This window comes from Dietzia alimentaria 72 (assembly GCF_000226215.1).
Taxonomy (GTDB): Bacteria; Actinomycetota; Actinomycetes; order Mycobacteriales; family Mycobacteriaceae; genus Dietzia; species Dietzia alimentaria.
Genome location: NZ_AGFF01000025.1, coordinates 26,297 through 52,950 on the forward strand (window position 1 = coordinate 26,297; position 26,654 = coordinate 52,950).

Below are 26,654 nucleotides of genomic sequence, written 5' to 3' on the forward strand. Positions count from 1 at the left end.
CGCGGCGAAGTCAGGGCACCCCGGCCCGTGGGTGACGGGCCGGGGTGCTCTGCGAGTTCGGGGTGCCTCAGCTGAGGCCTTCGGGCATGAGGCCGCCTAGCAGGTCGGCCGGGAGGCTGCCGGTCAGCGAGTCGCCGCTGCCGCCACCGCTGCCCTGCGAGATCAGTGAGCCGAGGCCGAGCGAACCGAGAATGGGGGCCGCCAGCGAACCTATGGCGAGCGATCCGAGTGAACCAGTTGAACCCATGGAAGTGTTCCTTTCGACGGGGGCGTCATGTGACCTGGGGTGATCCAGATCACTCGCACGATGGTAACAGGGTTTTCTTTGTGGTCCCCATGCTGCGGGCGAGGTGGCGTCACAAGATCGTCGGTCTGATACTGGGTGCAGTACCACCGGGTGGACGACACCGCCGGGTGCACGGGTATCCGAACGGGGAACAGAGGAGCAGTACATGGCATCGATCTTCATCTCGGGTGGCGCGGCCGGAATCGGCCTGGCCACGGCTGAGCGATTCGGTCGCGAGGGCTGGACCGTCGGGGTCTACGACGTGGACAAGGCCGCGCTCGCCGAGGTGCAGGCCAAGCACCCGGAATGGATCACCGGCGAACTCGATGTCCGCGACGCCGAGCAGTGGGATCGGGCGCTGAAAGACTTCACCTCGCACACTGGGGGAAGGCTCGATGTCCTGGACAACAACGCGGGTGTTCTGGTGGCCGGCGATCTCGCGGATATCTCACCGGCCGCGGTGAAGTCCCAGATCGACATCGATGTATTGGGTGTCACGCTCGGCGCGCAGGCGGCGCTCCCTTACCTCAAGGCGACCCCGGGATCGCACCTGGTGAACCTCGTCTCGGCGTCGGCGGTGTACGGGCAGCCCGGCATCGCCACCTACAGCGCGGCCAAGTTCTACGTCGGCGGCCTGACAGAGGCGCTCGAGCTCGAGTGGTCCAAGTACGGCGTGCGGGCGGTCGGCATCTGGCCACTCTGGGCCAAGACGGCCCTCGCTGACCCCAACGCCAAGAGCACCAAGACGCTCGGTATCCGCATCACGCCGGAGCAGGTCGCGGACACGGTCTGGCGGTCTGTCCACCCCACGGTCCTCGACCGCCGACTGCATCGCACGTCGTACTCGGTCGGTGCCCAGACCACGGTGCTCGCCAACATTTCCAAGTTCTCGCCCAACTTCGCCACCCGGCTGGTCAACAAGTACCTCGCGGGGTAGTTGCCCGTTGATCACACAGCGTTACGCAGAGGAGGAGCACGGCCACGGTGGACGCATCACCTGAATCCGAGGTCAGCGGTGTGATGGACGGGGGCAAGGCGCCGATGGATACCGTGCCTCGCCACCGGATCATCCTTGCATCGCTCATCGGAACGACGATCGAGTTCTACGACTTCTACATCTTCGCGACGGCCGCGGTGTCGGTGTTCCCGCTGCTGTTCTTCGCTGGCGGCGACTCGGGGACGGCGCTGCTCGCCTCGATGGCTACTTTCGGCACGGCGTTCATCGCGCGACCGCTGGGCTCGGTGGTCTTCGGGCACTACGGCGACCGGCTGGGCCGGAAGGTCACCCTGGTCGGCGCGTTGTTGACGATGGGAATCGCCACTTTCCTCATCGGGCTGTTGCCCACCATCCACCAGATCGGATTGTGGGCGCCGGCGATGCTGACCGTGATGCGCTTTTTCCAGGGCATCGGACTGGGCGGCGAGTGGTCGGGAGCGGCGCTGCTGGCCTCCGAGACCGCGGCGCCCGGAAAGCGGGCATTCGCGGCGATGTGGCCCCAACTCGGTGCGCCGTTCGGGTTCATCCTGGCCAATGGTCTTTTCCTGGTCCTGACGACGGTCTTCGTCTACGACTCCACCGCGTCCGACCTCTCGGACCCGTTCCTGGTGTGGGGGTGGCGACTGCCGTTCCTGCTGTCCGTGGTGATGGTGGGCGTGGGTCTGTACGTCCGCCTGCGCATCGAGGAGACCCCGGTGTTCGCCACGGCGATCGCCCAGAACGAGCGGGTCAAGACGCCCGTGTGGGAAGTCTTCGCCAGAAACTGGCGGGAAGTCATCCTCGGCACGTTCATCATGCTGGCCACCTATGGCTTGTTCTACCTCATGACCACGTGGATCCTGTCGTTCGCGATCGGCGGCGAGGGCACCGGCGGCCTCGGCTACGGCTACCGGTCGTTCCTCGTCATCCAGCTGATCGCGATCCTGTTGTTCGCGGCGTTCATCCCGCTCGCCGGCTATCTGGCGGACCGGTTCGGTCGACGCACGATGCTCATCACCACCACGGTCGGCATCATCCTGTTCGGCCTGTCGTTCGGCTGGTGGCTCAACCCCGACGCCATGGGAACCGGCGACGACGTGGATGTGGTGCGCATGGTGATGTTCCTGAGCGTCGGCATGGCGCTGATGGGTCTGACGTTCGGACCGATGTCAGCGGTACTGCCCGAGTTGTTTCCCACCAACACCCGGTACACGGGCTCGGGAGTGGCGTACAACTTCTCCGCCATCCTGGGCGCGGCGCTCACGCCGTTCGTCGCGGTGTGGCTGGTGCAGCACTACTCGGTGTCCTTCGTGGGCTACTACCTGGTCGGGCTGGCCATGCTGACCATCATCTCGCTCGTCCTCGCGCCGGAGACCAGCGAGAAGTCGCTCTACACCGACGCTGCAGAGCGCCAGTGGCGCCAGTAGCGCTGGTAGCGCCTGCAGTGCCCGAAGCCGGCCGGGGGAGCGCGGGCCTCTAGTCGGAAGCGTTCCGCGGCATCACGACGACCGGGCAGCGGGCGTGCGCCACCACGTGCTGACTCACCGACCCGAGCAGCAACCCGGCGAAACCGCCCCGGCCGCGACTGCCCACCACGAGGAGCTGGGCCCGGGCTGAGCCGTCGACCAGTGCCTCGGCGGGGTGACCCTGAACCACGTACTGCTCGACCGACGCGTCGGAGCCCAATGCCTCGCGCACGGTGTCGGCCAACACTTCCTTCGCGCGCTTCTCGAGCTCGGTGGGGTTCTCCCAGGCGGCCATCCCGTACGGGCCGAACTGCGTGGGGATCTCGTAGGCGGCCACGACCTGCAGCGGTGCGTCGATAGCGCGGGCATGCTCTGCGGCCCAGCGCAGGGCTCGTACGGAATCCTGCCCGCCGTCCACTCCGACGATGACCGGTGTGCTGCTCATGAGTCGCTCTACCTCCGTGTGACGGTGAACAGTTCACGCCGGGACTGTCGTATCCCGACGACGCCCCGATCGTATCCACGAACGGCCCGGGTATCGCGGGATATAGGTCGAGGAGGTAGGTGCGCTACCGGCATCTCGGCGGTCAGTCCGGTGCCGGCGATCGTCGTCGTTGTCGTCGTCGTTCTCTCCGGGCACCGCCCGGCCGAGCTGAACAGCAGATGAGTGCGACCCGGCTGACCTCGGCCGTTGGCTGCGTTCCCTTGCGCGGGTGGCCCGGGTGAGTAGGTTGGGCACTTCATCCCCACTCGAACCGAGGAGACCCCGGGTTTTGCATACTCCCACCGCAGCTGCCGAGAAGTCCGGCTCCATGCCGTCCACCACGCGTGATGCTCACGCGGACCGACGCGACCCCGACAAGGGCTACGTGGCGCTTCTTGGCTGGGCGCCCGGTGCGGTGGACGCCGTCGACCGGTTCGACCGCCGCTACGTGGTGGTGGCCCCCGCCTGGGCCGAGGATTACTGCCGCGAGCACGGCATCCCCTACGTTCCCTGGGACTTCGAACGGCTCAACGACCGCTCCCTGGAGATCGCCGAGACCCTCAGGGACATGGGCGTCGACGTGGCGATCCCGCTGTTCGAGGAGACCGTGGAGTGGGCGGGCGCCATCAACTCCATGCTCATGGACAACCCCACCCTGTACGGCCAGGCGCTGCTGCTGCGCGACAAGGCCCTGATGAAGCGTCGCGCCCAGCTCGGCGGCATCCGCGTGGGCATCTTCGAGGAGGCCCACGAGCGCGACGACGTGGTGCGCTTCCTCAAGCGCGTCAACCAGACGCTGCTCAAGCTCGACGGCGACCCCAACGACCCGATCCACCTCAAGGCCTTTGACAAGGCCGGGTGTCTCGGCCACCGCGTCATCAGCACGCCGGACGAGGTCGACACCATCCCCGACGAAGAGTTCCCGGTATTGATGGAATCTCACCTCGACGGGTGGGAGTTCGCCGTCGAGGCCTGGGTGCATGACGGCAAGATCGTGTTCCTCAACATCTCCGAGTACGTGCGGCTCGGGTACTCGGTGTTCGTTCCCGCCTCCCCGGAGCTGGAGAAGTACAGGCCCGAGATCACGCGGCAGCTCGAAAAGCTCATCAAAACCTTCGACATCAAATTCGGGTTCGTCCACCCCGAGTACTTCGTCACCAGCGACGGCGAGATGTACTTCGGCGAGGTGGCCTACCGTCCGCCGGGGTTCAAGGTCTTCGAACTGCTCGAGCGCGCCTACGGCTTCAACGCCTACCAGGCGCTCGTCCTCTCCTTTGACCCCAAGACCACTGCGGAGGAGATCGGGTCGTTCTTCCCCCGTGAGGTGGTGGATGCGACGGGCCACGCCGGCTGCTTTGGCGTCTACCCGCGGCGTCGCGTGGTCTCGGAACTCGAGATCCCGGAGGAGACCGAGGACCACCCGTACTTCGAGTCGCACGAACTCACCGCGCCGCTCGAGGAGACCGTCACCAAACGCACCGCGTTCGGCACCCACTGGGGCCTGGTCTACTTCTTCGGTGACGACGCTTACGAGATGCGCAGCGTCCTCTCCCGCCAAGAGGAGCTCGACTTCTACGTGTGACGAGGCGGCTGGCGGCTCACACGCTGGGCCGACGCGGGTACGGTACCGGCAACGGGAAACGTCGCAGCAGGCGGGATTGAGAGTAGTGACCAGTGGTTGACAACGCGGTGCTCGACAAGCGTGTGGCCTCACTCGTCGACGCCACCTCCGGACTCGCCGCGGCCGGCGGTCTGGGCAAAGCCGCCGCCCTGCGACGGGTCCTCGACGGTCTGCGTCTGGTGCTCCTCCAGGACGGTGGGGCCGCTGTCGTGCAGGCCATGGCAGCTGACCTCGAAGCCGCGGGCGTGTTCGACGGCACCGACTGGGCCAACCCCGGATCGCTTGTTCCGGCTCTGAGTGCGGGCTCGCTCGGCAGCGCGGAGCAGGACACGGTGATCATGGAGATCGTCAGCGACCTCCGCCTGGTGGCCGTGGCAAAGGACGGGTACGCGCACCCCGATATCTCCGCCGAGGGCGCGATGCAGCACCTCAGCGAAGTCCTGGCCAATAACGCCACGCTGCTGTTCACCGCGGCCACCGAGGCCGAGCGGGCGCAGCAGGGTCGCATGGCCACGGTCACGCGCTCGGCGATACGCCACATCGCCGCGGAGATCGGCCTGGACAGCGTCCTGGACCAGCTCGTCGAGGAGATCTGGCGGATCCTGCGCCAGCGGCCCATCCAGGTGGACCAGATCAAGCAGACCATCACCCAGATCGCTATCGCCCGCCAGAACCCGGACATGGACATGAGCCGAGGCGGGGTGGGCGTGGACCGGCTCATCACCAGCATCTACGGCACCACCGAGGCGAGCCGCGAGGACCCGGGTGTCGACGTCTACCGCTCGCGACTCGAGTCCATGGATGAGGGGGACCTCCAGTACGAGGCCACCGGATTCGCGCGCTCCATGCACGACACCGGCCTCGTCTCCCCGTATCATCCGGTTCTCCTGCGGTTCCTGCGGGAACAGGGCAGCCTGCTGCTGGTCGAGGCCCTGGGACTCTCCAGTACCGGACGCGAGAGCCTGCTCTCCTTTCACGGCTTGGTGGACGCCCTGATCGATGCCGCCGTGCACCCCGAGACCGCGCAGGCCGTCTACGGTCTGGCCCTCCTCCTCGAGCGCGGCATCCTCTTCCAGCCCCCGGTGGCGCCCGCGCTGTGGCGCCAACTCGCTCTCCCGCTGTCAGAGCACGCGGCAGAACGGCTGCACATGGCGTTCGGTTCCGCCCACGAAGGCCGGGTCTGGCTGCTCGCCGGCACCCTGTCGATGCTCGGGCAGCCCCTCGGCGTGGGGCAGGGGGACAACCCGACCTGCCAGTCCGCGCGCGCGATGTCGATGTGGGCCTACAACGACCCCGACTACCTGTTGCAGACCATCGTCCGCGCCGCGCGCGACGACGAGGTCATCATGCACTTCGAGGGCCGCCCCATCTCCTCGCAAGAGGTCGACGCCGGGCTGGCCGCCACGCAACCGGTGGACCTGGACCCGGTCTCCCTGCTGGTGGTCCCGCACCTGGACCGCATCTACGCCGAGATGGGACGTCAGTGCATCGACCGCGAGGGCGATCCGCACCGCTGGGTGAACCCAGAGTTCCATGGCTGGTGGGCCGCGCGCGGTTTCCGCATCAATGTCGACGTGGCCACCGGCAGGCTGAGCGGGCTCGACGACTTCCTTCGTCACTTCTACGGCAGCTACCACCCGATGCACAACGGCAACCAGCCGCTGATCCACCCGCAGCCCGCCGGCGTGGCCGTGACCGACAGCTCCGCCCGGTTCGTGGGCTGGCACGCCATCACGATCCTGCGAGCAGCCCTCGACCCGGACGATGTCATGCGCGTCTACTTCTTCAACCCGAACAACGACAGTGGTCAAGACTGGGGCGACGGCGTGGTGGTGAGCACCGCCGGCCACGGTGAACGATTCGGCGAGTCCTCACTGCCCTTTGAGCAGTTCGCCTCACGCTTGTACATCTTCCACTTCGACCCGCTCGAGCCCGGTGAGACCAGCTCGGTGACGCAGGACGAGATCGACCAGGCCACCGGATACCTACACCGCAGCTGGGGCGCCGATCGTCTCCCCGAACTCGAGCCGGCGACCGTGCGGCGCTGACCCAGGTGTCGCGCCAGCCCGGGTTGGGTGGTCCTGGTCTCTAAGTGCGCGGCTACCATCAGTGCTCGTGGCCGCTTCCCTCCTCATCGCCGGTACGACCTCGGACGCGGGCAAGACCGTCGTGGTGACCGCCCTGTGCCGGGCGTTCGCACGTCGCGGTCTGAAGGTGGCGCCGTTCAAGGCACAGAACATGTCCAATAATTCGATGGTCGTCGCGGGCGCAGACGGCACCGGGGAGATCGGACGGGCCCAATGGATCCAGGCAGTCGCCGCACAGGCGAGCCCCGAGCCGGCGATGAACCCGGTGTTGCTCAAGCCCGGCGGCGACCGGCGTAGCCACGTGGTGGTGATGGGGCAGCCGGCCGGGTCGGTCTCCTCCCGGGACTTCGCCGACGGCCGCGCGCATCTGGCCGACGCCGCCTTTGCCGCCTACGACGACCTGGCCTCCCGCTACGACGTGGTGATCTGCGAGGGCGCCGGCAGCCCCACCGAGATCAACCTGCGTGCGAGCGATTATGTGAACATGGGTCTGGCCCGCCACGCTGACATGCCGGTCGTGGTGGTGGGCGACATCGACCGCGGTGGCGTGTTTGCCGCCCTCTACGGCACCCTCGCCCTACTCGAGGCCGCCGACCAGCAGCTACTCGCCGGGTTCGTGCTCAACAAATTCCGCGGCGACGCCTCCCTGCTCACCCCGGGACTGCGCGAGCTCGAGTCCCTGACCGGCCGGACGATGCTCGGGGTGATGCCGTGGCATCCCGATCTCTGGCTGGATTCCGAGGACGGACTCGCCGTGCCCGCAGTCTCCGCCACCGGGCTCACCGCCGCCACGCTTGGCGGCACATCCCACGGCGCTGCCCGGGCACCCGTCCGCGTGGCCGTGATCCGCCTTCCCCGCATTAGTAACTTCACCGACGTCGACGCACTCGGCCTCGAGCCGGACGTCTACCTGGAGTTTGTCACCGAGCCCCGCGACCTCGCAGGGGCCCACCTCGTCGTCGTCCCCGGAACCAGGGCGACCCTCGACGACCTCGCCTGGCTCCGCGCACGCGGACTCGATCAGGCCCTCGCTACACATGTTGAGCGCGGCGGCTCGGTGCTGGGGATCTGCGGGGGATTCCAGATGCTCGGCCGCGAGATCTCCGACCCCGACGGCATCGAAGGCGACCCCGGCACCGTCGTCTACGGGCTCGGACTGCTCGACGCAACCACGCGGTTCGCCGCCGAGAAGATTCTGAGACTGCCTACGGGGCAAGCGCTCGGTCAGGACGTGTCCGGGTACGAGATCCACCACGGGCGGGTCACGGTCCACGACGACGACGAGTTCCTCGGCGGGGCCCGGCGGGATCGGGTATTCGGGACGATGTGGCACGGAAGTCTCGAATCCGACGACTTCCGCAGCGCGGTCCTCGCCGAGGTCGCCCGTGCCTCGGGCGAGGAGCGCGCGGCGTCTGGCGTGAGCTTCGCCGCGGCCCGCGAGGCCCGACTCGACCTGCTGGCCGACCTGGCGGAGGAGCACCTCGACCTGGACGCACTCCTCGAGCTCGCTCAGACCGGCGCGCCGGAGATGCCGGTGCTGCCGCCGGGAGCGACACGGTGACTGGTGGCGCTGGGGCGGCCGGCGACAAGGTGCTCGTCCTCGGGGGGACCGGCGAGGCGCGCGAACTTGCCCGGCTGTTGGTCGAGGGCGGGGCGCCGGTGGTCTCGTCGCTGGCGGGCCGGGTCTCTAAGCCGCGACTGCCGGTGGGTGAGGTGAGAATCGGCGGGTTCGGGGGGGTCGACGGACTCGCCGCGTACCTGCGAGAGACGCGGGTGCGCGCGGTCGTGGACGCCACCCATCCCTTCGCCCGGGTCATTTCCGGAAACGCCGCGGCTGCGTGCGCCGCCACCGGTGTTCCGCTGCTTCGGCTTGAGCGTCCCGGCTGGTCCGAGGCCCCGGGCGCGGCGGACTGGCACTGGGTCGATCACCACGACGCCGCCGCCGAGGCCAGCGCGCTCCTGGGTCGACGCCCGCTACTGACCGTCGGTCGGCAGTCGCTCGATCGATTCACCGGCCCGCTGGCCGAAATGCCGGCCGTCGTGCGCGTGGTCGATCCGCCGGATCACGCGTTGCCCGATCCCTGGCTGGTTCTACGAGCCCGCGGCCCGTACACCGAGGACGGCGAGCGCGAGTTGATGGAGCGGCACGGCATCGACGTGCTGGTCACCAAAGACTCCGGAGGGGCGCTCACCTGGCCGAAGATGGCGGTCGCGACGGCCGCCGGCATCCCGGTGGTGGTGGTACGCCGTCCCGGCCCTCCCCCGGGAGTCCCAGTGGTCGCCACGGCCGCGGAAGCCGCCGACACTGTCGCCGAGATCCGCTCCCTCGGCCGCGCGTAGGACGCCGCCTAGCCGCACCTTGCCGCACCTAGACAGTTTTGTCGTTGCTACTGCGAAAGAATCGGGAAATTTTCGCAGTAGCCACGACAAAACTGAGGCGAACGGAGTTCAGCTGTGGGCAGCGCCGGTTGCGCTGCTAGGCGTGCTGCTGAGGCCGGCGGAGCTGCGAACCACACCGGCGAAGCGGTGAACGTGGTCAGTGAACCGGCGGGCGAGAGCGGGATGGCCGGCCCAGTGCGTGTGCAGATACGACGCGTGCAGTGACGCGCCCGCGAACCCCTCTGGGCCGGCGGTGCTGGTCCACGCCGGCGCGGCGTCCCGGCCCAGCGGTGATACAGCGCCGAAGTTCGGAGCCGCCGGGGTGACGCCGGTGCGGTGGAATTCGTGGCCGGTGACCTCGGTGCCCGCCGCGGCCAGCACGCTGTCGGCAACGGCGGTCGAGCGGCGATAGGCCAGCGTAAGCCGGGGCGCCATCGCGGCGTCGGCGGGGACGGCACCGACCATCGGCGCCCCGTCGACACTGCGGCAGAGGTACAGCAGCCCGGCGCATTCGGCGACCGTCGGCGTTCCGGCAGTAATCGCTGCAGCCAGCGAGGCCCGCATCGGCTCGTTGGCGCTCAACTCCGACGCGTGGACCTCGGGGAATCCGCCACCCAGATAGATCCCGGCGGTCCCCTCGGGCAGCGCATCGTCGGACAGCGGATCGAACGGCGCGACCGAGCATCCGGCGGCCTCGAGCAGTTCGACCGTCTCGGCGTAGCGGAAGGTGAAGGCTCGGCCACCGGCCACGGCGATGAGGGGACGAACCTCGTTGTCGGCGTCGCCGCCGTGGTCGTGGTGGTCACGCAACGTTCCCGCCAGAGCGCTCTCGGCAGACCACGGCTCGCCCGGCAGTGGGGGAGCGCTTCGTGCGATACGCATGACCGCGTCCAGGTCGAGCGACGCGGCCACACGGTCGGCCAGGTGATCGAGTGATCGGGCTGCCTCGGGCCGCTCCGCGGCGGGAACCAATCCGAGGTGGCGGGAGGGGGCGGTGACGTGGTCGTCGCGCCGCAGGACGCCCAGCACAGGAATGCCCAGGGGGGCCAGGGCGCGGCGGACCTCGTCGGAGTGCCGCTCGGAGCCGGCCTTGTTGAGCACGACCCCGGCGATGCGGATGCCCGGCTGGTATGTGGCCATCCCCAGCACCACGGCCGCGATGCTGCGGGAGGCGTGCGAGATGTCCACCACCAGGATCACCGGGCTGTTGGTGAGCGAGGCGACGTGGGCGGTGGAGGAGAACCCGTCTCCGCCGATGTGACCGTCGTACAGGCCCATGACGCCCTCGATCACGGCGACATCGGCCGCGCCTGAGCCGACTAAACGGCCTGAGCCGTCGAAGCCGCCCGAGCCGCCCGAGCCGCCCGCGTCGGCGGCGCCGTGGAGCAGCAGGGGCACTACGCGGTCTTCGCCCACCAGGTGCGGGTCGAGGTTGCGGCCGGGACGGCCCGTTGCGAGGGCGTGGTAGCCGGGGTCGATGTAGTCGGGGCCCACCTTGTGGCCGGAGACCCGCAGGCCGGAACGCCGGAGTGCGAGCATCAGCCCCGTGGCGACCGTGGTCTTGCCGTGTCCGGAGGCCGGGGCCGCCACGACGAACCGGGGCAGGTCACCACTCAATGCCCCGCTGCCCCTTCTGTCCGGCGTCCATGGGGTGCTTGATCTTGGTCATCTCGGTGACAAGATCGGCTACCTCGAGCAGTCGCGGGTCGGCGTCGCGGCCGGTGATCACCACGTGCTGCCGCCCGGGCCGCGTGGCGAGGGTCTCGGCCACGTCGTCCGCGTCGACCCAGCCCCACTTGATGGGATAGGTGAATTCGTCGAGCAGGTACAGGTCGTGGCGCTCCTCACCGATCCGCCGCTTGATCTCCGCCCAGCCCTCGGCGGCGTCGGCGGCGTGGTCCTCCTCGGTGCCGTCCTTGCGCGACCAGGACCAGCCCGAGCCCATCTTGTGCCACTCGACGGGCCCGCCCTCGCCGGTCTCGGTGTGCAGCTGCCCGAGGCGCTCCATGACGTTCTGCTCGCCGATCTTCCATTTGGCGGACTTCACGAACTGGAACACACCGGTGTCCCAGCCCTGGTTCCACGCCCGCATCGCCAGCCCGAACGCGGCCGTCGACTTCCCCTTGCCGGGCCCGGTGTGCACCATGACCAGCGGACGGTTGCGGCGTTGGCGGGTGCTGAGCCCGTCGTCGGGCACGATTTCCGGCTGTCCCTTGGGCATCAGGCCACCTCGTTTCGCGGAGTGAACGGCACGTCGGCCGGGTGTCGGGAGTCGCCGCCGTCTGCCTGCGGGACGTGTGAGCCGGTGGCCCGTGTGGCGGTGCGGGCGCGGACGGTGTCGGTCAGTCCCTCGGCGGTGATCTCGCCCAGGGGAATGTGTTCGGCGCCGAGGTGCGCTGCCAGTTCGGCGGCCAGGCCCATGCGGAATCGGCCGGTTTCGCAGTCCACCACCACTGAGGCGACGCCGGTTCCCGCGAGCCCGGCTGCGGCGTGGCGGGACCGTGCGAGCGCGTCGCGGCCATGGGTGGCGCGGCCATCGGTCACGACGACGACGAGAGCCCGCCGCCGCGGGTCGCGCACCTTCTCGACTCGCAGGACCTCGGCGGTGGTGAGCAGTCCCTCCGCCAGTGGGGTCCGGCCGCCGGCCGGGAGTGCGGCGAGTCGGGTGGCCGCCACGTCAACCGACGACGTGGGCGGCAGAGCCACCTCAGCTCCGGGCCCGCGGAACGTCACCAGGCCCACCTTGTCGCGGCGGCGGTAGGCGTCCAGCAGCAGGGAGAGGATGGCGGTCTTGACCTGCTCCATCCGGGTGCGGGCGGCCATGGAACCGGAGGCGTCCACGCAGAAGAGGACCAGGTTGGACTCCCGGCCCTCGCGCACGGCAGAACGCAGGTCATCCCTGTTCAGGAGGAGGCGGCCGGTGTCGCGGCCGCGTCCGGACTGCCAGCGGGCGGCGGCGCGGATGGTGGCAGGCAGGTGCAGGTCCGAGCCGGTGAAGGCGCCCGATCCGATGCGCCGGCCCGAGCTGGTGAGGGCTCGCGATCTGCGACCAGCCGCACCCTGTCCCGTTCCGGCGACACTGAGCAGGCGGGTTCGATACGGGTCCGTGGCTGCCGAGACGGTCCCGCTGGAAGCAGCGCCGTCTTGACCTGAAGAGCCGTCGGCGGACGCGTCGGCCGGGCCGTCGGCACTCTGGTCAGCGGGGTCGTCCGAGGGGTCGGCTTCCGCGCTGTCAGCGAACTCGGGGCTGGAGGAGTCGTCCCTCGGAGACTGCTCGGTATCGGGGTCCTGCGCGGGGTCCTCCGCCGTCGCGTGCGGTGCGGGCTGCTCGGCGGAGGGGGCCTCCGACTCGCTCGGTGCGTCTGCGGCGTCGGACTGGTTCGTGGAGTCGTCTCGGGCGGGGTCGCTGTCGGGCTCGGGATCGGGGTCGTCGTCGTCACCCAGGAGCCGGTCGAGCAGGTCTTCGTCGAGGCCCGGCGCGTCGAACGGGGCGCGGCGTCGGCGGTGGGGCAGGGACATCCGCGCGGCGGCACGAATGTCGTCGCGGGTGATGCGGAGGCGACCGTGCCAGGCGGCGTGGGCGGCGGCGGTGCGAGCGGTGACGATGTCGGCGCGCATGCCATCCACGTCGAATCCGGCGCAGACCCGCGCGATGGTGGCCAGCGCCCATGGTGACATGGGTACCTGCTCGACCAGCTCGCGCGCGGCGATGATCCGCTCACGCAGGGCGGCCTCGTCGGCGGCGAACGTCGCGGCGAAACCGGACGGATCGGACTCGTAGGCGATACGGCGGCGCACCACCTCGGCCCGAAGTTCAGGGTCGCGCGGGGCGGCCACCTCGACGGTTAACCCGAATCGGTCGAGCAGCTGCGGACGGAGCTCGCCTTCCTCGGGGTTCATGGTGCCGATCAGGACGAATCGCGCGGCATGGTCCACGGACACGCCGTCGCGTTCTACGGTCACGCGACCCATCGCGGCGGCGTCGAGCAGCAGGTCCACCACGTGGTCGTGCAGGAGGTTGACCTCGTCCACGTAGAGCAGGCCGCGGTGGGCGCGCGCGAGCAGGCCCGGCTCGAAGACCGTCAGCCCCTCGGACAACGCACTCTGCAGATGTAGTGACCCCGTGATGCGGTCCTCGGACACGCCGATTGGTAGCTCGACCAGACGTACCGGTCGCTGCTCGACGGGGGCGTCCACTGCGATCCGGCCGTCGGGGGTATCGGTGCCGCGATGGTCCGGGGCAGAGGAGAAGCGATCGCCGGACACCACGTCGAGGGGCGGCAGGACGCCGGTGAGCGCACGCACCATGGTGGACTTGGCGGTGCCCTTCTCACCTCGGATGAGAACGCCACCTACCGACGGGGACACCGCGGTGAGGATGAGCGCCAGCGCCATGTCGTCGGATCCGACGACCGCGCTGAAAGGATAGTGCTGTGGCATAGGGGCTCCCGCTCTCGTCAGCCAGACTGGGCAGCGCGAGGCCGGTCTCCGGACTTCCCGACCCCTCCCGACGTCTGCGCTGTGCGCGTCGATCGAAAGGCGCGGGTCACCGTAGCGGGCCCTGTGCCGGATTCTCACCGGCTTCCCTGATTCTCCCCTCCGGCCGCGTCAAGCGGTCGTGGGGCACCTCGTGCTGTGGGTCTATTCGTTTGTGGTGTTCAGGCTACCCAGCCACTCCGACACGAAGCCCTCCGGCCTCGCCGGTAGTCTTCCGGCTCATGAGCGCACAGGTGGTCGTGGTGGGCATCGGGGGCGACGGCTGGGACGGGCTCGACGAGGCTCGTCGCCGAGCTGTCGGCGCCGCCGGTGTGCTGCTCGGCGGGGAGCGTCATCTCGCGATGATCCCCGCCGGGATCGATGCCGTTCGGGAGCGCTGGCCCAGGCCGCTGCGGGCCGGTCTTGCTGAACTTCTCGAGCGCCACCGCGGGCGCCGGATAGTGGCGTTGGCCTCGGGCGATCCCCTTGTGGCCGGCGTGGCCACCACGCTGATCGACGTGCTCGGTGCCGATGCCGTAGAGGTGATGCCGGCGGTGTCCTCGGCGGCGCTCGCACGAGCCCGGATGCGCTGGCCCGCCGAGACCTCGGTGGTTCTCCGCGATCACCGCGCCCTCGCCCGTGAACTCTCCCCGGGCCGCCGGATCCTCGTCCTGTCCGCCGACAGGCACACGCCCGCCGAGGTCGCCGCGATGCTCACCGCCGCCGGCTTCGGGGCGAGCGCCATGACCGTCCTGTCCGACTTGGGCGCCGCATCCGAGGCGCGCCAGACGTGCTCCGCGCGGGACTGGTCACCGGATCGGGTGGCCCCCGCGCTGCACGTGTTGGCCGTGGAATGCGCGGTCGGCGGCAGCGGGCTTCGCGGTAAAGGTCACGACGACGACAACGCAGCCGCCCGCCCACTGGGCCTGGCCCCCGGACTTCCCGACGACGCGTTCCACAGCGACGGTCAGCTCACGCGCCGCGACCTGCGGGCCTCCGCCCTGTCCAGGCTCGCGCCTGCCGCCGGCCACCTGCTCTGGGACGTGGGCGCCGGGGCCGGCTCCGTGGGGATCGAGTGGATGCGGGCCCATCCGAGTTGCCGCACCGTGGCCGTTGAAGCCGATGCCACCCGCGCCGCGCGCATCGCCCGCAACGCCGCCACCCTCGGGGTCCCCGGGTTGGAGGTGGTCCACGGCAGGGCGCCCGATGCGCTGGCCGGGTTACCTCGTCCCGATGCGGTGTTCATCGGTGGGGGCGGCACAGCTGAGGGGCTTGTCAGACGGTGCTGGGAGGCGCTTGTGCCGGGCGGGCGGCTTGTCGCGCACGCGGTGACGCTGGAGACCGAGCGCGTGCTCCTGGACTCCCGCGCCGAGCTGGGGGGCGAACTGACGCGGCTCCACCTAGAGCACGCCGAGCCCATCGGCACCTTCACCGGCTGGGCTCCAGCGCGCGCGGTCGTGCAGTGGGCGGCCGTCAAGCCCTGGTCGACATCTGTAGAGGAGAGCTCGTGACCGTTCACTTTGTGGGTGCCGGACCCGGCGCTGCCGACCTGCTCACGCTCCGCGCCGCAGCGGCGCTGCGGGCGGCCGACGTGTGCCTCTACGCCGGTACCTATCTGGACGGGGGCGTGCTCGAGCACTGCCGTCCCGAGGCGCGGCTAATCGACACCCAGTATCTCGATCTGGACGGCATTATCGCTGAGATCACTGCCGCGCATTCAGACGGCCTGGACGTGGTCCGCCTGTGCTCGGGCGATCCGTCGCTGTACTCGGCGCTGGCGGAGCAGACCCGCCGGCTCGACGCCGCAGGTGTTCCCTGGGACGTGGTGCCGGGCGTGCCCGCGTACGCAGCAGCCGCTGCGGAACTCGGGGTGGAACTCACCGTGCCCGAGGTGGTGCAGTCGGTGGTGCTCACGCGTGTGCAGGCTCGGTCCACCGCTATGCCGTCGGCCGAGGCGCTGGAGAACTTTGCCGCAACCGGCGCCACCTTGGTGCTGCACCTGGCCATCACGCGGATCCGCGAACTCGCCGAACGCCTGGTGCCGACCCACGGTGCGGACTGCCCGGTGGCCGTGGTGGCCAACGCGAGCAGGCCGCACCGAGTGGAGCTGCGCGGCACACTCGCTGACATCGCGGACTCGGTTGAGGAAGCAGGTCTACGTCAGGCCGCGGTGATCCTTGTTAGCCGGGCACTCGAACGCCCGGGGCTCGCTGAGTCCTGGCTGTATGCCTCCGACCCCGAGCGGGCCGAAAAGCGGCGGAGGTAGCCACGGCTGCGGAACCTCGGAGTGAGAAGTCCCCGGGCCGGTCGGCGGGTGAGGTGCACCGAGTTCGTTGCTGATCAGCCCCTGGCCGCACCGACCTTCCAGTAGCCGGAGAAGGTGACGGCCTTCTTGTCCATGCCGACTTCCTGGACGAGGTGGCGGCGAAGCGAGGTCGCCAGGCCGGATTCGCCGCAGACCCACGCGTAGTCGACGTCGCTCGTCGCGCTCGCGTCCGCGGTGAGGGCGGCCAACACCGCCGTTCCGGGCGCGGCGTCCCCCCGTTCGTGGACGGTGATCTCCGCGGGCAGGCCCGTGCCGGCGAGCGCCGCGGCGGACGGGGCTTCGACGTGCGCGGTCACGCCTTCGCCGAGCCCGTGCAGGCCGCGGCGTCCCCGCTCCTCGAGGATCGCCAGCAGCGCCGGGACCGCGGTTTCGTCGGCCACGAGTAGCTGTCGCCGGGCGTCGTAGGTTGTGTAGAGCGCGCCGCCTGAGCGGAATCCGACGCGGTCGCCGACATCGACCGTGGTGGCCCACACCGATCCGGGACCCGTATCGCCGTGGGTAACGATGTCGACGTCGATCTCGCCCTGCGAGCAGCGTAGTTCGCGGATCGTGTACCACCGGAGGCCGGGCTGCGCCTCCTGCGGCATCTCCGCGATTGCTGCCCGGACGTTGACGCGGTTGGCGTCGGGCATGTGCAACTGACCGTCCGCGCCGGGCATGAGCAGGCCGAAGTACTCATCGGGACCGACGAGCGAGTACCGGGTGAACTCGGGTGCGGCCAAGGTGATCCGGCGCATCACCGGGTTGAGTTCACGGACACGTGCCACGGTCGCCTCGAATTGCGCCTGCCCGTCGCGTTCGGCCACGTCGGCCATGGTGTTGCGATACCACAGGCGTGCGGCGCCAAAGACGATCTTGTCTTTGAGTTGAGCGAGCTGCATAGATACTCCCGTATTGAAAAGTGACAGAGGAAAATGAGGCCAGTGCCTCGCTTCGTCAGGCCGCCGTGACGCCATGGCGCTCCTGGTGGCGCGCGCCCAGGAAGGTCCCGAGGAGCACGAGGACGATCGCGGCGATGAGCACGCCCGTGTATCCGACGAACTGGGCGAGCGCCAACGCGAGGCCGGCAGCGATGAACGAGATTGCGAGCGCGAACGAGGTGAGAACCGTGAAATCCGTCCCCGCGGAACCGATTCTCGAGTAGTCCATATTGATCGTGTAGACCACGACATTGGCCATGGCATAGGTCGCCATGAACAGGCACAGGGCCACCGGGGTCCAGAGGATCGACGCCGAACCCAGGGCGAGGGGAAGCAGGCCGAGCGAGGAGAACGCCAGGAGCACGCCACCGAGGATGAGGGTGCGCCTCCGGCCGAGCCTGGCCACCAGCCATCCCGCGCCGAGAGAGGTGAGCACCGCGGGGATCGAGGCGACGACACCTGTGACGATCCCGATCCGCGTCAGGGACCACCCGGCGTCGACGAGGGCGGGGGAGACGATTGCGTATCCGACCGCGGCGCCGATGTAGTAGAGCGGTACAACGACGAAAGTCCAGCTCCTGCAGCCCGGCTGACGGAAGACGGTCAGCAGGTCGGAGTACCCGGGCCGCTCGAGCACGATGTCCCGCGCCGGCTCGCGATAGGCCACGACCAGCGCCAGTGCGGTGGCGGTGAGCGCCGCTAGTACGAGGATCGCGGCGACCCACCCGAAGCGGTCGTAGATGAGGACCACCAGGCCGCCGCCGACGACGCTGCCGAGGTAGTTTCCTCCGACCTGGATGCCATTGCCCAGGCCACGCTCTCCGGCGGTGAGTAAGCGCACCGCGAGCGCGTCCGCGGCGACGTCCTGCGTCGCCGAGAAGACGACGTACAGGGCGCAGATCACCATGACCGGGCCAAGGTTGTCCGACGGGTCGGTGAAGGGCGCCAGCGCCAGCAGCGAGAGGACCAGGCCGAGCTGCAACGGGATGAGCCACGAGCGGTAGTGCCCGAAGCGGCGACTGCCATACCTGTCGACGAGGGGGGCCCAGAGCAACTTCAGCGGCCAGATGATGCCGATCGTCTGGAGCAGGCCCAGTGTCGCGAGAGAGGTCCCGCCCTCTCGCAGGATCGCGACGAGACCGATCGTGAGAAACCCGACGCCCAGCCATTGGGTGAAGTAGAGCGCGGTGATCAGGGGAAATCTCTGTGACTCCCGGCGGACGGCGCCGTCGGGGACGGCGGTGGTGGTCGGCATCGTGCGGGCTCCTCGGCGGTGCGGGTCAGGGGTCGGGCACGGTCGGGTCTCGGTGCGGCGCCCCTGCGGTGGTGCGCGCGCCCGGTGCATTAACCCGATCCCGCTATCGCTAGGTTAGGGTAGCCAACCCATAATAAGGCAACCCTAAATCCGAGGAGTTCCCGGGTGAACCAGCATCTCCTGACCCACGAGACTGCCGGCGAGTACGTCGCCGGCATGTCCCGCGTCACCGACCTCGTCGCGGCCCACCTGGCCGCCACCGCCCCGTCCACGGGCGCCACCGTCGCAGAACTGACCCCCGCTGTGGAGGCGATCGACCTCGACTGTCCCGCCACCGATCTGGACAGCGCCCTGTCCGAGGTGACCGATCTCTACCTCCGTGACGCGGTCTGGTTCCACCATCCGTCCTACGTGGCCCATCTCAACTGCCCCGTCGCGCTTCCCGCGGTCCTGGCCGAGGCCATCCTGGCCGCGGTGAACACCTCGGTCGACACCTGGGACCAGAGTGTCGGAGGCACTCTCATCGAGCAGCGGCTCGTGCGTTGGACCGCCGACCGTATCGGCTTCGGCACCGATGCTGACGGCGTCTTCACCAGCGGCGGCACGCAATCGAACCTGCAGGCGCTCGTCCTGGCCCGGGGTGAGGCGATGCGTGGCGCGTCCGCCGCTGTGCCTGATGGGCAGCAACGACTCCGGATCCTCGCGACCGAGCACAGCCACTTCAGTGTGGTGAAGTCCGCTCGCATCATGGGGCTGCGTCCCGACGCGGTCATCTCCGTACCCACCGACGAGACGGGCGGTATGTCGCTTACGTCCCTCCGCGATGCCCTCGACTCCCTCCGTGACCGCGACGAGATCGCCATGGCTGTCGTCGTCACCGCGGGGACAACAGACCTCGGAGTGATCGACCCTGTCGCCGGAGCCGCCGACCTGTGCGCCGAGTACGGTGCCTGGCTGCACGTGGACGCGGCGTACGGCGGAGGACTCCTCGTCTCCTCCCGTCGTCGCCACCTGCTCGAAGGGATCGATCGCGCCGACTCGGTGACGGTCGACTTCCACAAGACCTTCTTCCAGCCGATCAGTTCCAGCGCGTTAATCGTGCGTCGCGCCGCCACCTTGGCGCACGTGACCCATCACGCGGATTACCTCAATCCCCGCACGGCGGTGTCGCCCAACCAGGTCGACAAATCCATGCAGACGACGCGTCGCTTCGACGCGCTCAAGCTCTGGATGACCCTGCGGGTGACCGGCGCCGATGCTCTCGGCGAGATGTTCGACGAGGTGATCGACCGGGCCCACGAGGTGTGGGACGAGCTGCGCTCGGATGGGCGTTTCGAGGTGGCCACCGAGCCGACCCTGAGCACCGTCCTCATGCGCTACCGACCGGAGGGGGTCAGCGCCGAGGAGGCGGACCTTCTCAACCCCCGCATCCGTCACGCCCTGCTCGGCCGCGGCGACGTCATGGTCGCGGGCACTGTCATCGACGGCCGCAGCTGGCTGAAATTCACCCTGCTCAACCCGGGGACCCCGCTGGAGCACCTCCGCGGGATCCTCGAGACGATCGCCGAGACCGGGGACCAACTGTTGGCAGAGGACGCGGCGGACAACCGAGAGGTTGGTCGGTGGCGTTCCGCCCGCGACCAACGGGGGGTCGTTCGCCTCGCGCAGCGTCCGTCCGAGTTCGCCTCGACCGGGAAGCAGGTTCGCTGATGACCACAGGCCCCGTGCGCGACCTCATCGGCATCGGCCTGGGCCCCTTCAATCTGGGCCTGGCCGCGCTGACCCACGACCTGCCAGACCTCGATGGCGTCTTCCTCGAATCGCGGGATGCGTTCTCGTGGCACCCGGGGATGATGATCGAGGGAGCGACGATCCAGGTGCCCTTCATGGCTGACCTGGTGACGATGGCCGACCCCACGAACCGTTTCAGCTTCCTCAATCACCTCAAGCAGGTCGGCCGCCTCTATCCCTTCTACATACGGGAGAACTTCAACCCCCTTCGTGCCGAGTACGACCAGTACTGCCGATGGGTTGCCGACCAGCTCGAGACCATCCGTTGGGGCCACGAGGTGATGGCCGTCGAGCAGGAGGCCGACGGCACCTACCTCGTCACGGCGCGCCGGTCAGATGGGTCGATCAGCTCCCTCCGCGCCCGGCACGTGGTCCTCGGCGTCGGGACCGAGCCCTCGCTCCCGCCCGTCACCGAGCACCTGGGTGGCCCGGTGACGCACAGTGCAGGCTATCTGGACGCCAGAAGCGAACTGCGATCTCGGCGGAGCATCACTCTCGTGGGCAGCGGACAGTCCGCCGCGGAGATCTACCTCGATCTGCTCGAGGGCGTCACCGAACACGGTTACCACCTGACCTGGGTGACGCGCTCGCCCAGGTTCTTCCCGATGGAGTACACCAAACTCACCCTCGAGATGACCTCCCCCGACTACGCCCGCTACCACCGCGCGCTGCCGATGGAGCGGCGAGACACCCTCGGGCGGGAGCAGCGCGCCCTCTACAAGGGGATCAGCGCCGACCTCGTCGACGCCATCTACGACACGCTCTACCGGATCCGCATCGAGAGCGGCAGGAGCGTGCCCACCACGCTGCTGACGAACTGTGAAGTCCGGGACGCCTCCTGGGACGATCACTCCGGCCGCTACACGCTGGGGGTACACCACCGGGAACAGGACACGACGGTGACGGTGGCCAGCGAGGGCCTTGTCCTGGCGACCGGCTACCGCCCGCGCACACCGGACTTCCTCGCACCCGTCGCGGACCGCATCCGCCGCGACGCGCGCGGCCGATATGACACGGCATCCGACTACAGCGTCGACGTCGCCGGGAGGATCTTCGTCCAGAACGCCGAGGAGCACACCCACAGCGTCCTCGCGCCGGACCTGGGAATGGGCGCCTACCGTAACTCGGTGATCATCGCGGCGATCACCGGCCGGGAGGTCTACCCCGTCGAGGAGCGGATCGCCTTCCAACACTTCGGGGTCGAGGACATCCACTCCCCCATGGTCACTCGCGGCGACGCCCGCGTCGCCGCGGCGGCGGGGGTGGGCCGATGAGCAGCTACTCGATGGTCACGCTTATCGGCCGCGTCACCCTCGAGTCGGTGGAACCGACCGGTGACGACGACGACGTGGCGCGGCTCCTGCACGGGTGGGTCACCCATCCCAAGTCCAGCTTCTGGGGCATGCAGGGGTGGACGCGGAAGCAGACCCGTGCGGCTTTCGAGGAGATTCACGCCGACCCGCACCACGACGCGTGGCTCGGACGGGTGGACGGGCAGCCGACTTTCCTGGTCGAGACATACGACCCGAGGCACAGCGTCCTGGCTGCGCACTACCGGGCCACCCCGGGGCAACTGGGTATGCACGTGCTCGTCGCCCCCACGGACACCCCGGTGCGGGGATTGACCTCGGAGGTCTTCCGCGCGGTGATGCATTTTTGTTTCCGGGACCCGCAGATCACCGAGGTCGTCGTGGAGCCGGACGTGCGCAACCATGCCATTCACGCCAAGAACGCCGCCGCCGGATTCGTCGTCGACCGCACGATTACCCTGCCGGACAAGCAGGCACTGCTCAGCTTCTGCACCGTGGCTGCCTTCGCGACGAGCGAGCTGGAGCGCGGCGACGGCCGGGATCGCGGGCCGCGGGTCGAGCACCTCAATCCCGATGTCATGGCCCGTGCCCACCGGCACATCGCGGCAAAGGCGCTCGGCGAGTTCGCTCACGAGCGGCTCCTGGAACCCGCCGCGACCGATGCTGGACGGTGGGAGATCACCGCGGGGCGCGCCCGATACTCGTTCTCCGCTTCCCGACACCAGCCCGAGCACTGGCGCATCGACCCGGCGAGCATCGAGCGTGAGGTCGACGGCCACGCCACCGGGGTCGACGCCCTGATCGTCGTCGGCGACCTGCACCAGGAACTCGGAATCCCGGAACACCTGCGCTCGACCTACCTCGAGGAGCTCAGCGGCACGCTCGCGAGTCTGGCGTACAAGTGGCACCACCAGCGACATTCCAGTGCTGACCTCGTCCACGCCGACTTCCAGACCGTCGAGGCGGCGATGACGGAAGGACATCCCGCCTTTGTCGCGAACAACGGTCGGATCGGTTTCTCCGCCTCTGACCACGCGGCGTGGTCCCCCGAGGCGGGGGCCGACGTGCGTCTCGTCTGGGTCGCTGTGCGCCGCTCCCTGGCCGGACTCTCGCTCACCGAGGACTTCTCCGAGGAGGCCCTGTACAGCACAGAGCTCGACGCGGCCGACCTGGCGCGGTTCACTCGTCGTCTCGAAGCGAAGGGGGGTAGCCGCCGGGACCACCTCTTCATGCCGATCCACCCGTGGCAGTGGGACAACAAGCTCGCGGTGACCTTTGCCGCCGACATCGCCCGGGGCGACATCATCCACCTCGGGACGACCGCCGACCGCTACCGGGCACAGCAGTCAATCCGCACCTTCTTCAACCGTGACCGGCCCGAGCGGTGCTACGTCAAGACGGCGTTGTCGATCCAGAACATGGGCTTTCTCCGTGGGCTGTCCCCGCGGTACATGCGGGACACACCCGCGGTCAACGACTGGGTCGCGCAGGTCGTAGCGGACGACCCGGAGCTGACCGCATGCAACTTCCGGGTGCTGCGCGAGGTCGCCGCCGTCGGATATACCGGCGACGTCTACCACACCCTCGGCTCGGCCAATCCCCATACGAAGATGATCGCGGCCCTGTGGCGGGAGTCGCCCGTGCCGAAGCTGGCAGCGGGGCAGCGGGTGATCTCGATGTCGGCGCTGCTGCACCGGGACGCGCAGGGCACCTCGTTCATCGGAGAGCTCATCGCGGCTAGTCCGCTGGCGGCGGGCGAGTGGGTGCGCCGGTGGCTGCGCGCCTACCTGCGGCCGATCGTCCACTGCCTCGGTGTGCACGATCTGGCCTTCATGCCGCACGGGGAGAACGTCATCCTGGTGCTGGAGGACCACTGTCCCACCGGCATCTTCATGAAGGACATCGGCGAGGAGGTCGTCGTCATGGGTGAGCGCGAGCTCCCGCGGGATGTCGAGCGCATCCGGCACGTCCTCGACCCGAGGACCCAGTCGTTGTCGATCCTCACAGACGTCGTCGACGGGGTGCTCCGCTTTGTCTGCGAGATCCTCGACGACGACGAGGTGCTCGCCGAGGAGACCTTCTGGGCCCTCGTCGCGGATTGCGTTGAGGCACACGCTCGGGACCATCCCAGGGCGGCCCGGTTGGACCTGCTGCGGCAGAGGTTCGAACACTCCTGCCTCAACCGTCTGCAACTGCGCAACACCCTGCAGATGGTGGATCTGGCCGATCCGGCAGGATCGCTGATCACGGCCGGGATGCTCGACAACCCACTGCACGCTGCGACGCGTGCGCCGGAGAGGGCGTCGTGAACCGGCGCTGGAGGGTGCGGCGCGACCCATGGGGAATCCCCCACTGCTGGGGCGCCACACTGAATGACCTCGCCTACGCCCAGGGATGGACGGCCGCCGTCGATCGGGCCTGGCAACTGGAAATCGAGCGGAGGCGGTCTGAGGCCACGACGACCGCCGTCCTCGGCACCTCGGAGTGGGATGAGTTCGCCGTGGCCGCCAGGCTCCCCGAGATGTCCCGGGCCGCTGTCGCCTCGGTCGACGAGGACACAGCCGCCTGGCTCGCGGCTTTCGTCGAGGGGGTGAACGCGGGCCTGGCAGAGGGAGCCCGGCGCGCGCCGGAGTTCCTCGCCACCGGCACCGAGCCCGGACACTGGGAGCCCCACAGCGCGGCGGGGGTGTTCCTCGTCCAACACGTGCTCATGGGGTCTTTCGGGCACCAACTGTGGCGCCGCCACGTGCGTGCGACGCTCGGCGAGACAGGCATCGACCTGCTCAGCCACGAAGCTGTGCCTTTTGGTGGCAGCAACGCCTGGGCGCTGACCGGGTCTCGTACCGCGAGCGGCGCCCCGATGATCGCGGCCGACCCACATCGCGTGCTCGAGGCCCCGGGGATCTACCAGCAGGTTCGGCTGACGACCCCGACGATCGACGTCACGGGCCTCGCCTTCCCGGGAGTGCCCGGAGTGGCGCACTTCGGCCACGCCGGCACGGTCGCCTGGGCCATCACGCACGCCATGGCGGACTACCAACAGATCGCACCCGGTTCCGATCCCGCGATGCCACACCCGCTCACCCCGGCCGGCATCGACGGCGATATCGCGCTGGGAGCCATGCGCCGACTGCTGACAGCGCGGACCGTGGACGATGTCGACGCGGCGTTCGATGACTGGGTGGAGCCGGTCAACGCCGTGATCATCGCCGGATCAGACGGAGTCGTCCGCGAGCGCGTCGCGGGCCGCATGGTGACGCAGGAAGGAACGACATTCGCGGTGCCTCCCGCTCGGCGGGATCTCGCCGAGGGAGAGGTCGTCGTCCATGCCAATGATCGGCGCCCCTCCGTGGCGGGGCTCGGCGAGGAGTTCGCGGCCGCGCACCGGGGCAGCCGTATCGCAGAACTGCTCGCGCATCGCGAGCGGTGGGACAGTGAGTCCCTCTCGACGATCCAGATGGACACCCGGCTCGGTTCGTGGCCGACGTACCGGGCCCTGCTGCAACGGTTGGAAATCGACGAACGGTCGGACCCGGGCGCGATGACCGCGCAGGTCCGCCGGCGGCTGCTCGGCTGGGACGGACACATGGACGCCGGAAGCGTCGAGGCCGCCCTCTTCGCGCACTGGCGGACCGAGTTCGTCCGCCTCATCGCAGCCCACCCACGGCTCGAGGCCCTGCACGCCCCGACCGGGCTGGCCCCGTTCTTCGCCCCGTGGACGGACCCGGTCGCGCGAATCGGATCAGGCCTCGAGAGGGTCGTCGCCCGCGGCGGACATCACGGTCTTCCCGTCGCCGAGCTGGCGGCCGCAGCCCTGGGACGAGTGGCCGACACGCTCGGTGACCAGACATGGGGAGAGTCCCATGTCGCCGCCTTCAGCCTCGTCCATGGGCACAGTCCCGTCCCGGAGCCGCAGCCGCTGGGCGGGGACGGTGACTGCGTCCTCGCGACCGCGGCCGCCCCCGGACTGAGCGATCAGTGCTGGCGCGGGCCGGTCGCCAGACTCGTCTGGGACCTGGCCGGAGGGAGCACCTGGATAGTTCCTCTGGGTGCCGACGGCCCGTCCGACTCCCCCCACGCCCTCGACCAGCACGACCTGTGGCGCGCCGGCGCTCAGATCCCCACACGACAGGACACCCCCATGACCAACCTGATCTTCCGCCCCCTGCGCCCGACGGACGACGCCCCGATGATCCACGAATGGGCCACCCGGCCCCGTGGACGCTTCTGGGGGATGGCGGACAAGAGCGTGGAGGAGATCCGTGACATCTACGCCTTCGTCGACTCCCTCGAGGCGCACTGGGCGTGGATCGTCGAGGACGCCGGGCGGGCGGTGGCGCTGGTGCAGACCTACGAGCCGGAGCACGACCCGATCTCAGGGGTCTACGCGGTCCAGCCGGGGGATGTCGGCGCGCACGTCTTCGTCGCACCCGGCGAGGACGCCCTGCGTACCGCGGCGGGGATCCTCGCATGGATCTTCGCCGACCCGGCGGTCCGGCGTCTGGTGGGCGAACCGGATGCGGAAAACCACGCGATGCTCACCCGACTGCAGCAGAGCGGCTTCGAGTTCGCTGACGAGGTCACCATCGGCGACAAGCTCGCGAGGCTGGTCTTTCTCACCCGAGAGCGGTTCGAGTTCATGGCGTCAGACACGGTCACCCGGGGCGGGTGGCCGCGAGAATGATGCGGACCGTGCGCTCGATCTCCTCGTCTTCGGCTTTGCGACCCATCGTCATCGGGGCGAGAAAAAGTGGTGCCACCAGGGCGTTGATCACTGATTCCGGCGTGTGCTCGGCGGAGATCTCATTGCGGGCCAATGCGCGCTCGACCATCTGCTGCCATTCGTTCCTGACAGGTGCGTACTGGGCCACGACCAGCCTCCCGAATTCGGGGTAGCGCCGACTGGCCAGGAGCAACGTGGTGGCCACCTCGACAGGGTCGGCGGCGAACGTCGCGATGCGGTGCGCGAATTCACGGACGTCCTCGGCCCAGGAGCCGGTGTCCGGCGGGGCTATGCGGCGCACATGCGTCGACAGTCCCTCCACGAGCACGTCCTCGGGTGTGGGCCACCACCTGTACAGGGTTTTACGACTCACACCAGCGCGCTCGGCCATCTCGACCATGGTGAAATCGATCCTCCCCTCGGCGAGGAACGCCAGGCATGCCTCTCTCACGGCACGCCGAACCTCCGCGCTTCGTCCGCCGGAGCGGGTGCGCACGCGCGGGGCGGGTTCGGATTCGTCCGGTGTCGACCCGCCGCCGTGAGATGACGTGACC

20 protein-coding genes and 1 riboswitch are annotated in these 26,654 nt (G+C 69.1%); of the genes, 12 read left to right on the forward strand and 8 right to left on the reverse strand.

Going from position 1 to position 26,654, the window contains the following annotated elements:
• Positions 1-67: 67 nt before the first annotated feature.
• Positions 68-247 (reverse strand): hypothetical protein, encoded by a 180-nt coding sequence (locus ON04_RS13560; protein ID WP_029458454.1) that lies wholly within the window; start codon positions 245-247, stop codon positions 68-70.
• Between the two features lie 205 nt (positions 248-452).
• On the opposite strand from ON04_RS13560, the gene ON04_RS13565 reads away from it, so the two are divergent.
• Together ON04_RS13565 and ON04_RS13570 are read left to right on the forward strand one after the other, a co-directional pair.
• Positions 453-1,223 carry an SDR family oxidoreductase gene (locus ON04_RS13565; protein ID WP_010542172.1) on the forward strand — a complete coding sequence of 257 codons (771 nt, stop codon included), beginning with the start codon at positions 453-455 and terminating at the stop codon, positions 1,221-1,223.
• Between the two features lie 83 nt (positions 1,224-1,306).
• Positions 1,307-2,689 (forward strand): MFS transporter, encoded by a 1,383-nt coding sequence (locus ON04_RS13570; RefSeq protein ID WP_081477203.1) that lies wholly within the window; start codon positions 1,307-1,309, stop codon positions 2,687-2,689.
• 49 nt (positions 2,690-2,738) lie between these two features.
• On the opposite strand, the gene ON04_RS13575 is transcribed toward ON04_RS13570, so the two are convergent.
• Entirely contained in the window at positions 2,739-3,173 is a 435-nt protein-coding gene (locus ON04_RS13575; RefSeq protein ID WP_010542174.1) for a universal stress protein, read from the reverse strand.
• Positions 3,174-3,540: 367 nt separating this feature from the next.
• Here ON04_RS13575 and ON04_RS13580 point away from each other — a divergent pair, with 367 nt between their 5' ends.
• The 4 genes from ON04_RS13580 (at position 3,541) to ON04_RS13595 (ending at position 9,260) form a co-directional block, all read left to right on the forward strand.
• On the forward strand, positions 3,541-4,794 hold the full coding sequence (locus tag ON04_RS13580; protein WP_010542175.1) for an ATP-grasp domain-containing protein: 1,254 nt from the start codon (positions 3,541-3,543) through the stop codon (positions 4,792-4,794).
• A gap of 92 nt (positions 4,795-4,886) precedes the next feature.
• Entirely contained in the window at positions 4,887-6,881 is a 1,995-nt protein-coding gene (locus tag ON04_RS13585) for a hypothetical protein (protein WP_010542176.1), read from the forward strand.
• Positions 6,882-6,948: 67 nt separating this feature from the next.
• Positions 6,949-8,481, forward strand: coding sequence for a cobyric acid synthase (locus ON04_RS13590; RefSeq protein WP_141564795.1), 1,533 nt, complete (start codon positions 6,949-6,951; stop codon positions 8,479-8,481).
• Positions 8,478-9,260 (forward strand): cobalt-precorrin-6A reductase, encoded by a 783-nt coding sequence (locus tag ON04_RS13595; protein ID WP_010542178.1) that lies wholly within the window; start codon positions 8,478-8,480, stop codon positions 9,258-9,260. The genes ON04_RS13590 and ON04_RS13595 overlap by 4 nt, the downstream gene beginning before the upstream one ends.
• Positions 9,261-9,368: 108 nt before the next feature.
• Here ON04_RS13595 and ON04_RS13600 read toward each other — a convergent pair whose 3' ends face one another.
• From ON04_RS13600 to ON04_RS13610, 3 genes are read right to left on the reverse strand one after another with little or no spacing between them, the layout of a single operon-like run.
• Entirely contained in the window at positions 9,369-10,916 is a 1,548-nt protein-coding gene (locus ON04_RS13600; protein ID WP_010542179.1) for a cobyrinic acid a,c-diamide synthase CobB, read from the reverse strand.
• Positions 10,906-11,520 carry a cob(I)yrinic acid a,c-diamide adenosyltransferase gene (cobO, locus tag ON04_RS13605; RefSeq protein WP_010542180.1) on the reverse strand — a complete coding sequence of 205 codons (615 nt, stop codon included), beginning with the start codon at positions 11,518-11,520 and terminating at the stop codon, positions 10,906-10,908. Before cobO ends, ON04_RS13600 begins: the two co-directional genes overlap by 11 nt.
• Entirely contained in the window at positions 11,520-13,739 is a 2,220-nt protein-coding gene (locus ON04_RS13610) for a magnesium chelatase subunit D family protein (protein WP_010542181.1), read from the reverse strand. Before ON04_RS13610 ends, cobO begins: the two co-directional genes overlap by 1 nt.
• Before the next feature lie 22 nt (positions 13,740-13,761).
• Positions 13,762-13,945: riboswitch (cobalamin riboswitch) on the reverse strand.
• Positions 13,946-14,017: 72 nt separating this feature from the next.
• Between ON04_RS13610 and ON04_RS13615 the strand changes: the two genes are divergently transcribed.
• Positions 14,018-15,286, forward strand: coding sequence for a bifunctional cobalt-precorrin-7 (C(5))-methyltransferase/cobalt-precorrin-6B (C(15))-methyltransferase (locus ON04_RS13615; RefSeq protein ID WP_010542182.1), 1,269 nt, complete (start codon positions 14,018-14,020; stop codon positions 15,284-15,286).
• Positions 15,283-16,041: a cobalt-precorrin-4/precorrin-4 C(11)-methyltransferase gene (locus tag ON04_RS13620; protein ID WP_010542183.1), complete on the forward strand. Its 759-nt coding sequence runs from the start codon at positions 15,283-15,285 to the stop codon at positions 16,039-16,041. Before ON04_RS13615 ends, ON04_RS13620 begins: the two co-directional genes overlap by 4 nt.
• 74 nt (positions 16,042-16,115) lie before the next feature.
• Here the strand turns inward: ON04_RS13620 and ON04_RS13625 are convergent, their stop codons facing one another.
• Both ON04_RS13625 and ON04_RS13630 read right to left on the reverse strand, forming a co-directional pair.
• Complete coding sequence (locus ON04_RS13625) at positions 16,116-16,982, reverse strand: siderophore-interacting protein (protein ID WP_010542184.1); 867 nt, start codon at positions 16,980-16,982, stop codon at positions 16,116-16,118.
• Positions 16,983-17,037: 55 nt separating this feature from the next.
• Entirely contained in the window at positions 17,038-18,276 is a 1,239-nt protein-coding gene (locus ON04_RS13630) for an MFS transporter (RefSeq protein ID WP_010542185.1), read from the reverse strand.
• Positions 18,277-18,441: 165 nt separating this feature from the next.
• On the opposite strand from ON04_RS13630, the gene ON04_RS13635 reads away from it, so the two are divergent.
• The 4 genes from ON04_RS13635 to ON04_RS13650 are packed head-to-tail and all read left to right on the forward strand — an operon-like array spanning position 18,442 to position 26,061.
• Complete coding sequence (locus tag ON04_RS13635; protein ID WP_010542186.1) at positions 18,442-19,986, forward strand: pyridoxal phosphate-dependent decarboxylase family protein; 1,545 nt, start codon at positions 18,442-18,444, stop codon at positions 19,984-19,986.
• Complete coding sequence (locus ON04_RS13640; protein WP_010542187.1) at positions 19,986-21,341, forward strand: lysine N(6)-hydroxylase/L-ornithine N(5)-oxygenase family protein; 1,356 nt, start codon at positions 19,986-19,988, stop codon at positions 21,339-21,341. The genes ON04_RS13635 and ON04_RS13640 overlap by 1 nt, the downstream gene beginning before the upstream one ends.
• Positions 21,338-23,686, forward strand: coding sequence for a GNAT family N-acetyltransferase (locus ON04_RS13645; RefSeq protein ID WP_010542188.1), 2,349 nt, complete (start codon positions 21,338-21,340; stop codon positions 23,684-23,686). The genes ON04_RS13640 and ON04_RS13645 overlap by 4 nt, the downstream gene beginning before the upstream one ends.
• On the forward strand, positions 23,683-26,061 hold the full coding sequence (locus ON04_RS13650) for a GNAT family N-acetyltransferase (RefSeq protein ID WP_010542189.1): 2,379 nt from the start codon (positions 23,683-23,685) through the stop codon (positions 26,059-26,061). The genes ON04_RS13645 and ON04_RS13650 overlap by 4 nt, the downstream gene beginning before the upstream one ends.
• Here the strand turns inward: ON04_RS13650 and ON04_RS13655 are convergent.
• The gene (locus tag ON04_RS13655) at positions 26,033-26,551 is read right to left on the reverse strand and encodes a TetR-like C-terminal domain-containing protein (protein WP_238529334.1); all 519 of its coding nucleotides are present in this window, start codon (positions 26,549-26,551) and stop codon (positions 26,033-26,035) included. The two genes, ON04_RS13650 and ON04_RS13655, sit on opposite strands and share 29 nt — an antisense overlap.
• Between the last annotated feature and the right edge of the window lie 103 nt (positions 26,552-26,654).

What these genes read in the sequence shown, in the direction of transcription:
- ON04_RS13560 (WP_029458454.1), bottom strand. Translation starts at nt 247, where the DNA reads ATGGGTTCAACTGGTTCACTCGGATCGCTCGCCATAGGTTCGCTGGCG.
- ON04_RS13565 (WP_010542172.1), top strand. Translation starts at nt 453, where the DNA reads ATGGCATCGATCTTCATCTCGGGTGGCGCGGCCGGAATCGGCCTGGCC.
- ON04_RS13570 (WP_081477203.1), top strand. Translation starts at nt 1,307, where the DNA reads ATGGACGGGGGCAAGGCGCCGATGGATACCGTGCCTCGCCACCGGATC.
- ON04_RS13575 (WP_010542174.1), bottom strand. Translation starts at nt 3,173, where the DNA reads ATGAGCAGCACACCGGTCATCGTCGGAGTGGACGGCGGGCAGGATTCC.
- ON04_RS13580 (WP_010542175.1), top strand. Translation starts at nt 3,541, where the DNA reads ATGCCGTCCACCACGCGTGATGCTCACGCGGACCGACGCGACCCCGAC.
- cobO (WP_010542180.1), bottom strand. Translation starts at nt 11,520, where the DNA reads ATGCCCAAGGGACAGCCGGAAATCGTGCCCGACGACGGGCTCAGCACC.
- ON04_RS13610 (WP_010542181.1), bottom strand. Translation starts at nt 13,739, where the DNA reads ATGCCACAGCACTATCCTTTCAGCGCGGTCGTCGGATCCGACGACATG.
- ON04_RS13615 (WP_010542182.1), top strand. Translation starts at nt 14,018, where the DNA reads ATGAGCGCACAGGTGGTCGTGGTGGGCATCGGGGGCGACGGCTGGGAC.
- ON04_RS13625 (WP_010542184.1), bottom strand. Translation starts at nt 16,982, where the DNA reads ATGCAGCTCGCTCAACTCAAAGACAAGATCGTCTTTGGCGCCGCACGC.
- ON04_RS13630 (WP_010542185.1), bottom strand. Translation starts at nt 18,276, where the DNA reads ATGCCGACCACCACCGCCGTCCCCGACGGCGCCGTCCGCCGGGAGTCA.
- ON04_RS13640 (WP_010542187.1), top strand. Translation starts at nt 19,986, where the DNA reads ATGACCACAGGCCCCGTGCGCGACCTCATCGGCATCGGCCTGGGCCCC.
- ON04_RS13645 (WP_010542188.1), top strand. Translation starts at nt 21,338, where the DNA reads ATGAGCAGCTACTCGATGGTCACGCTTATCGGCCGCGTCACCCTCGAG.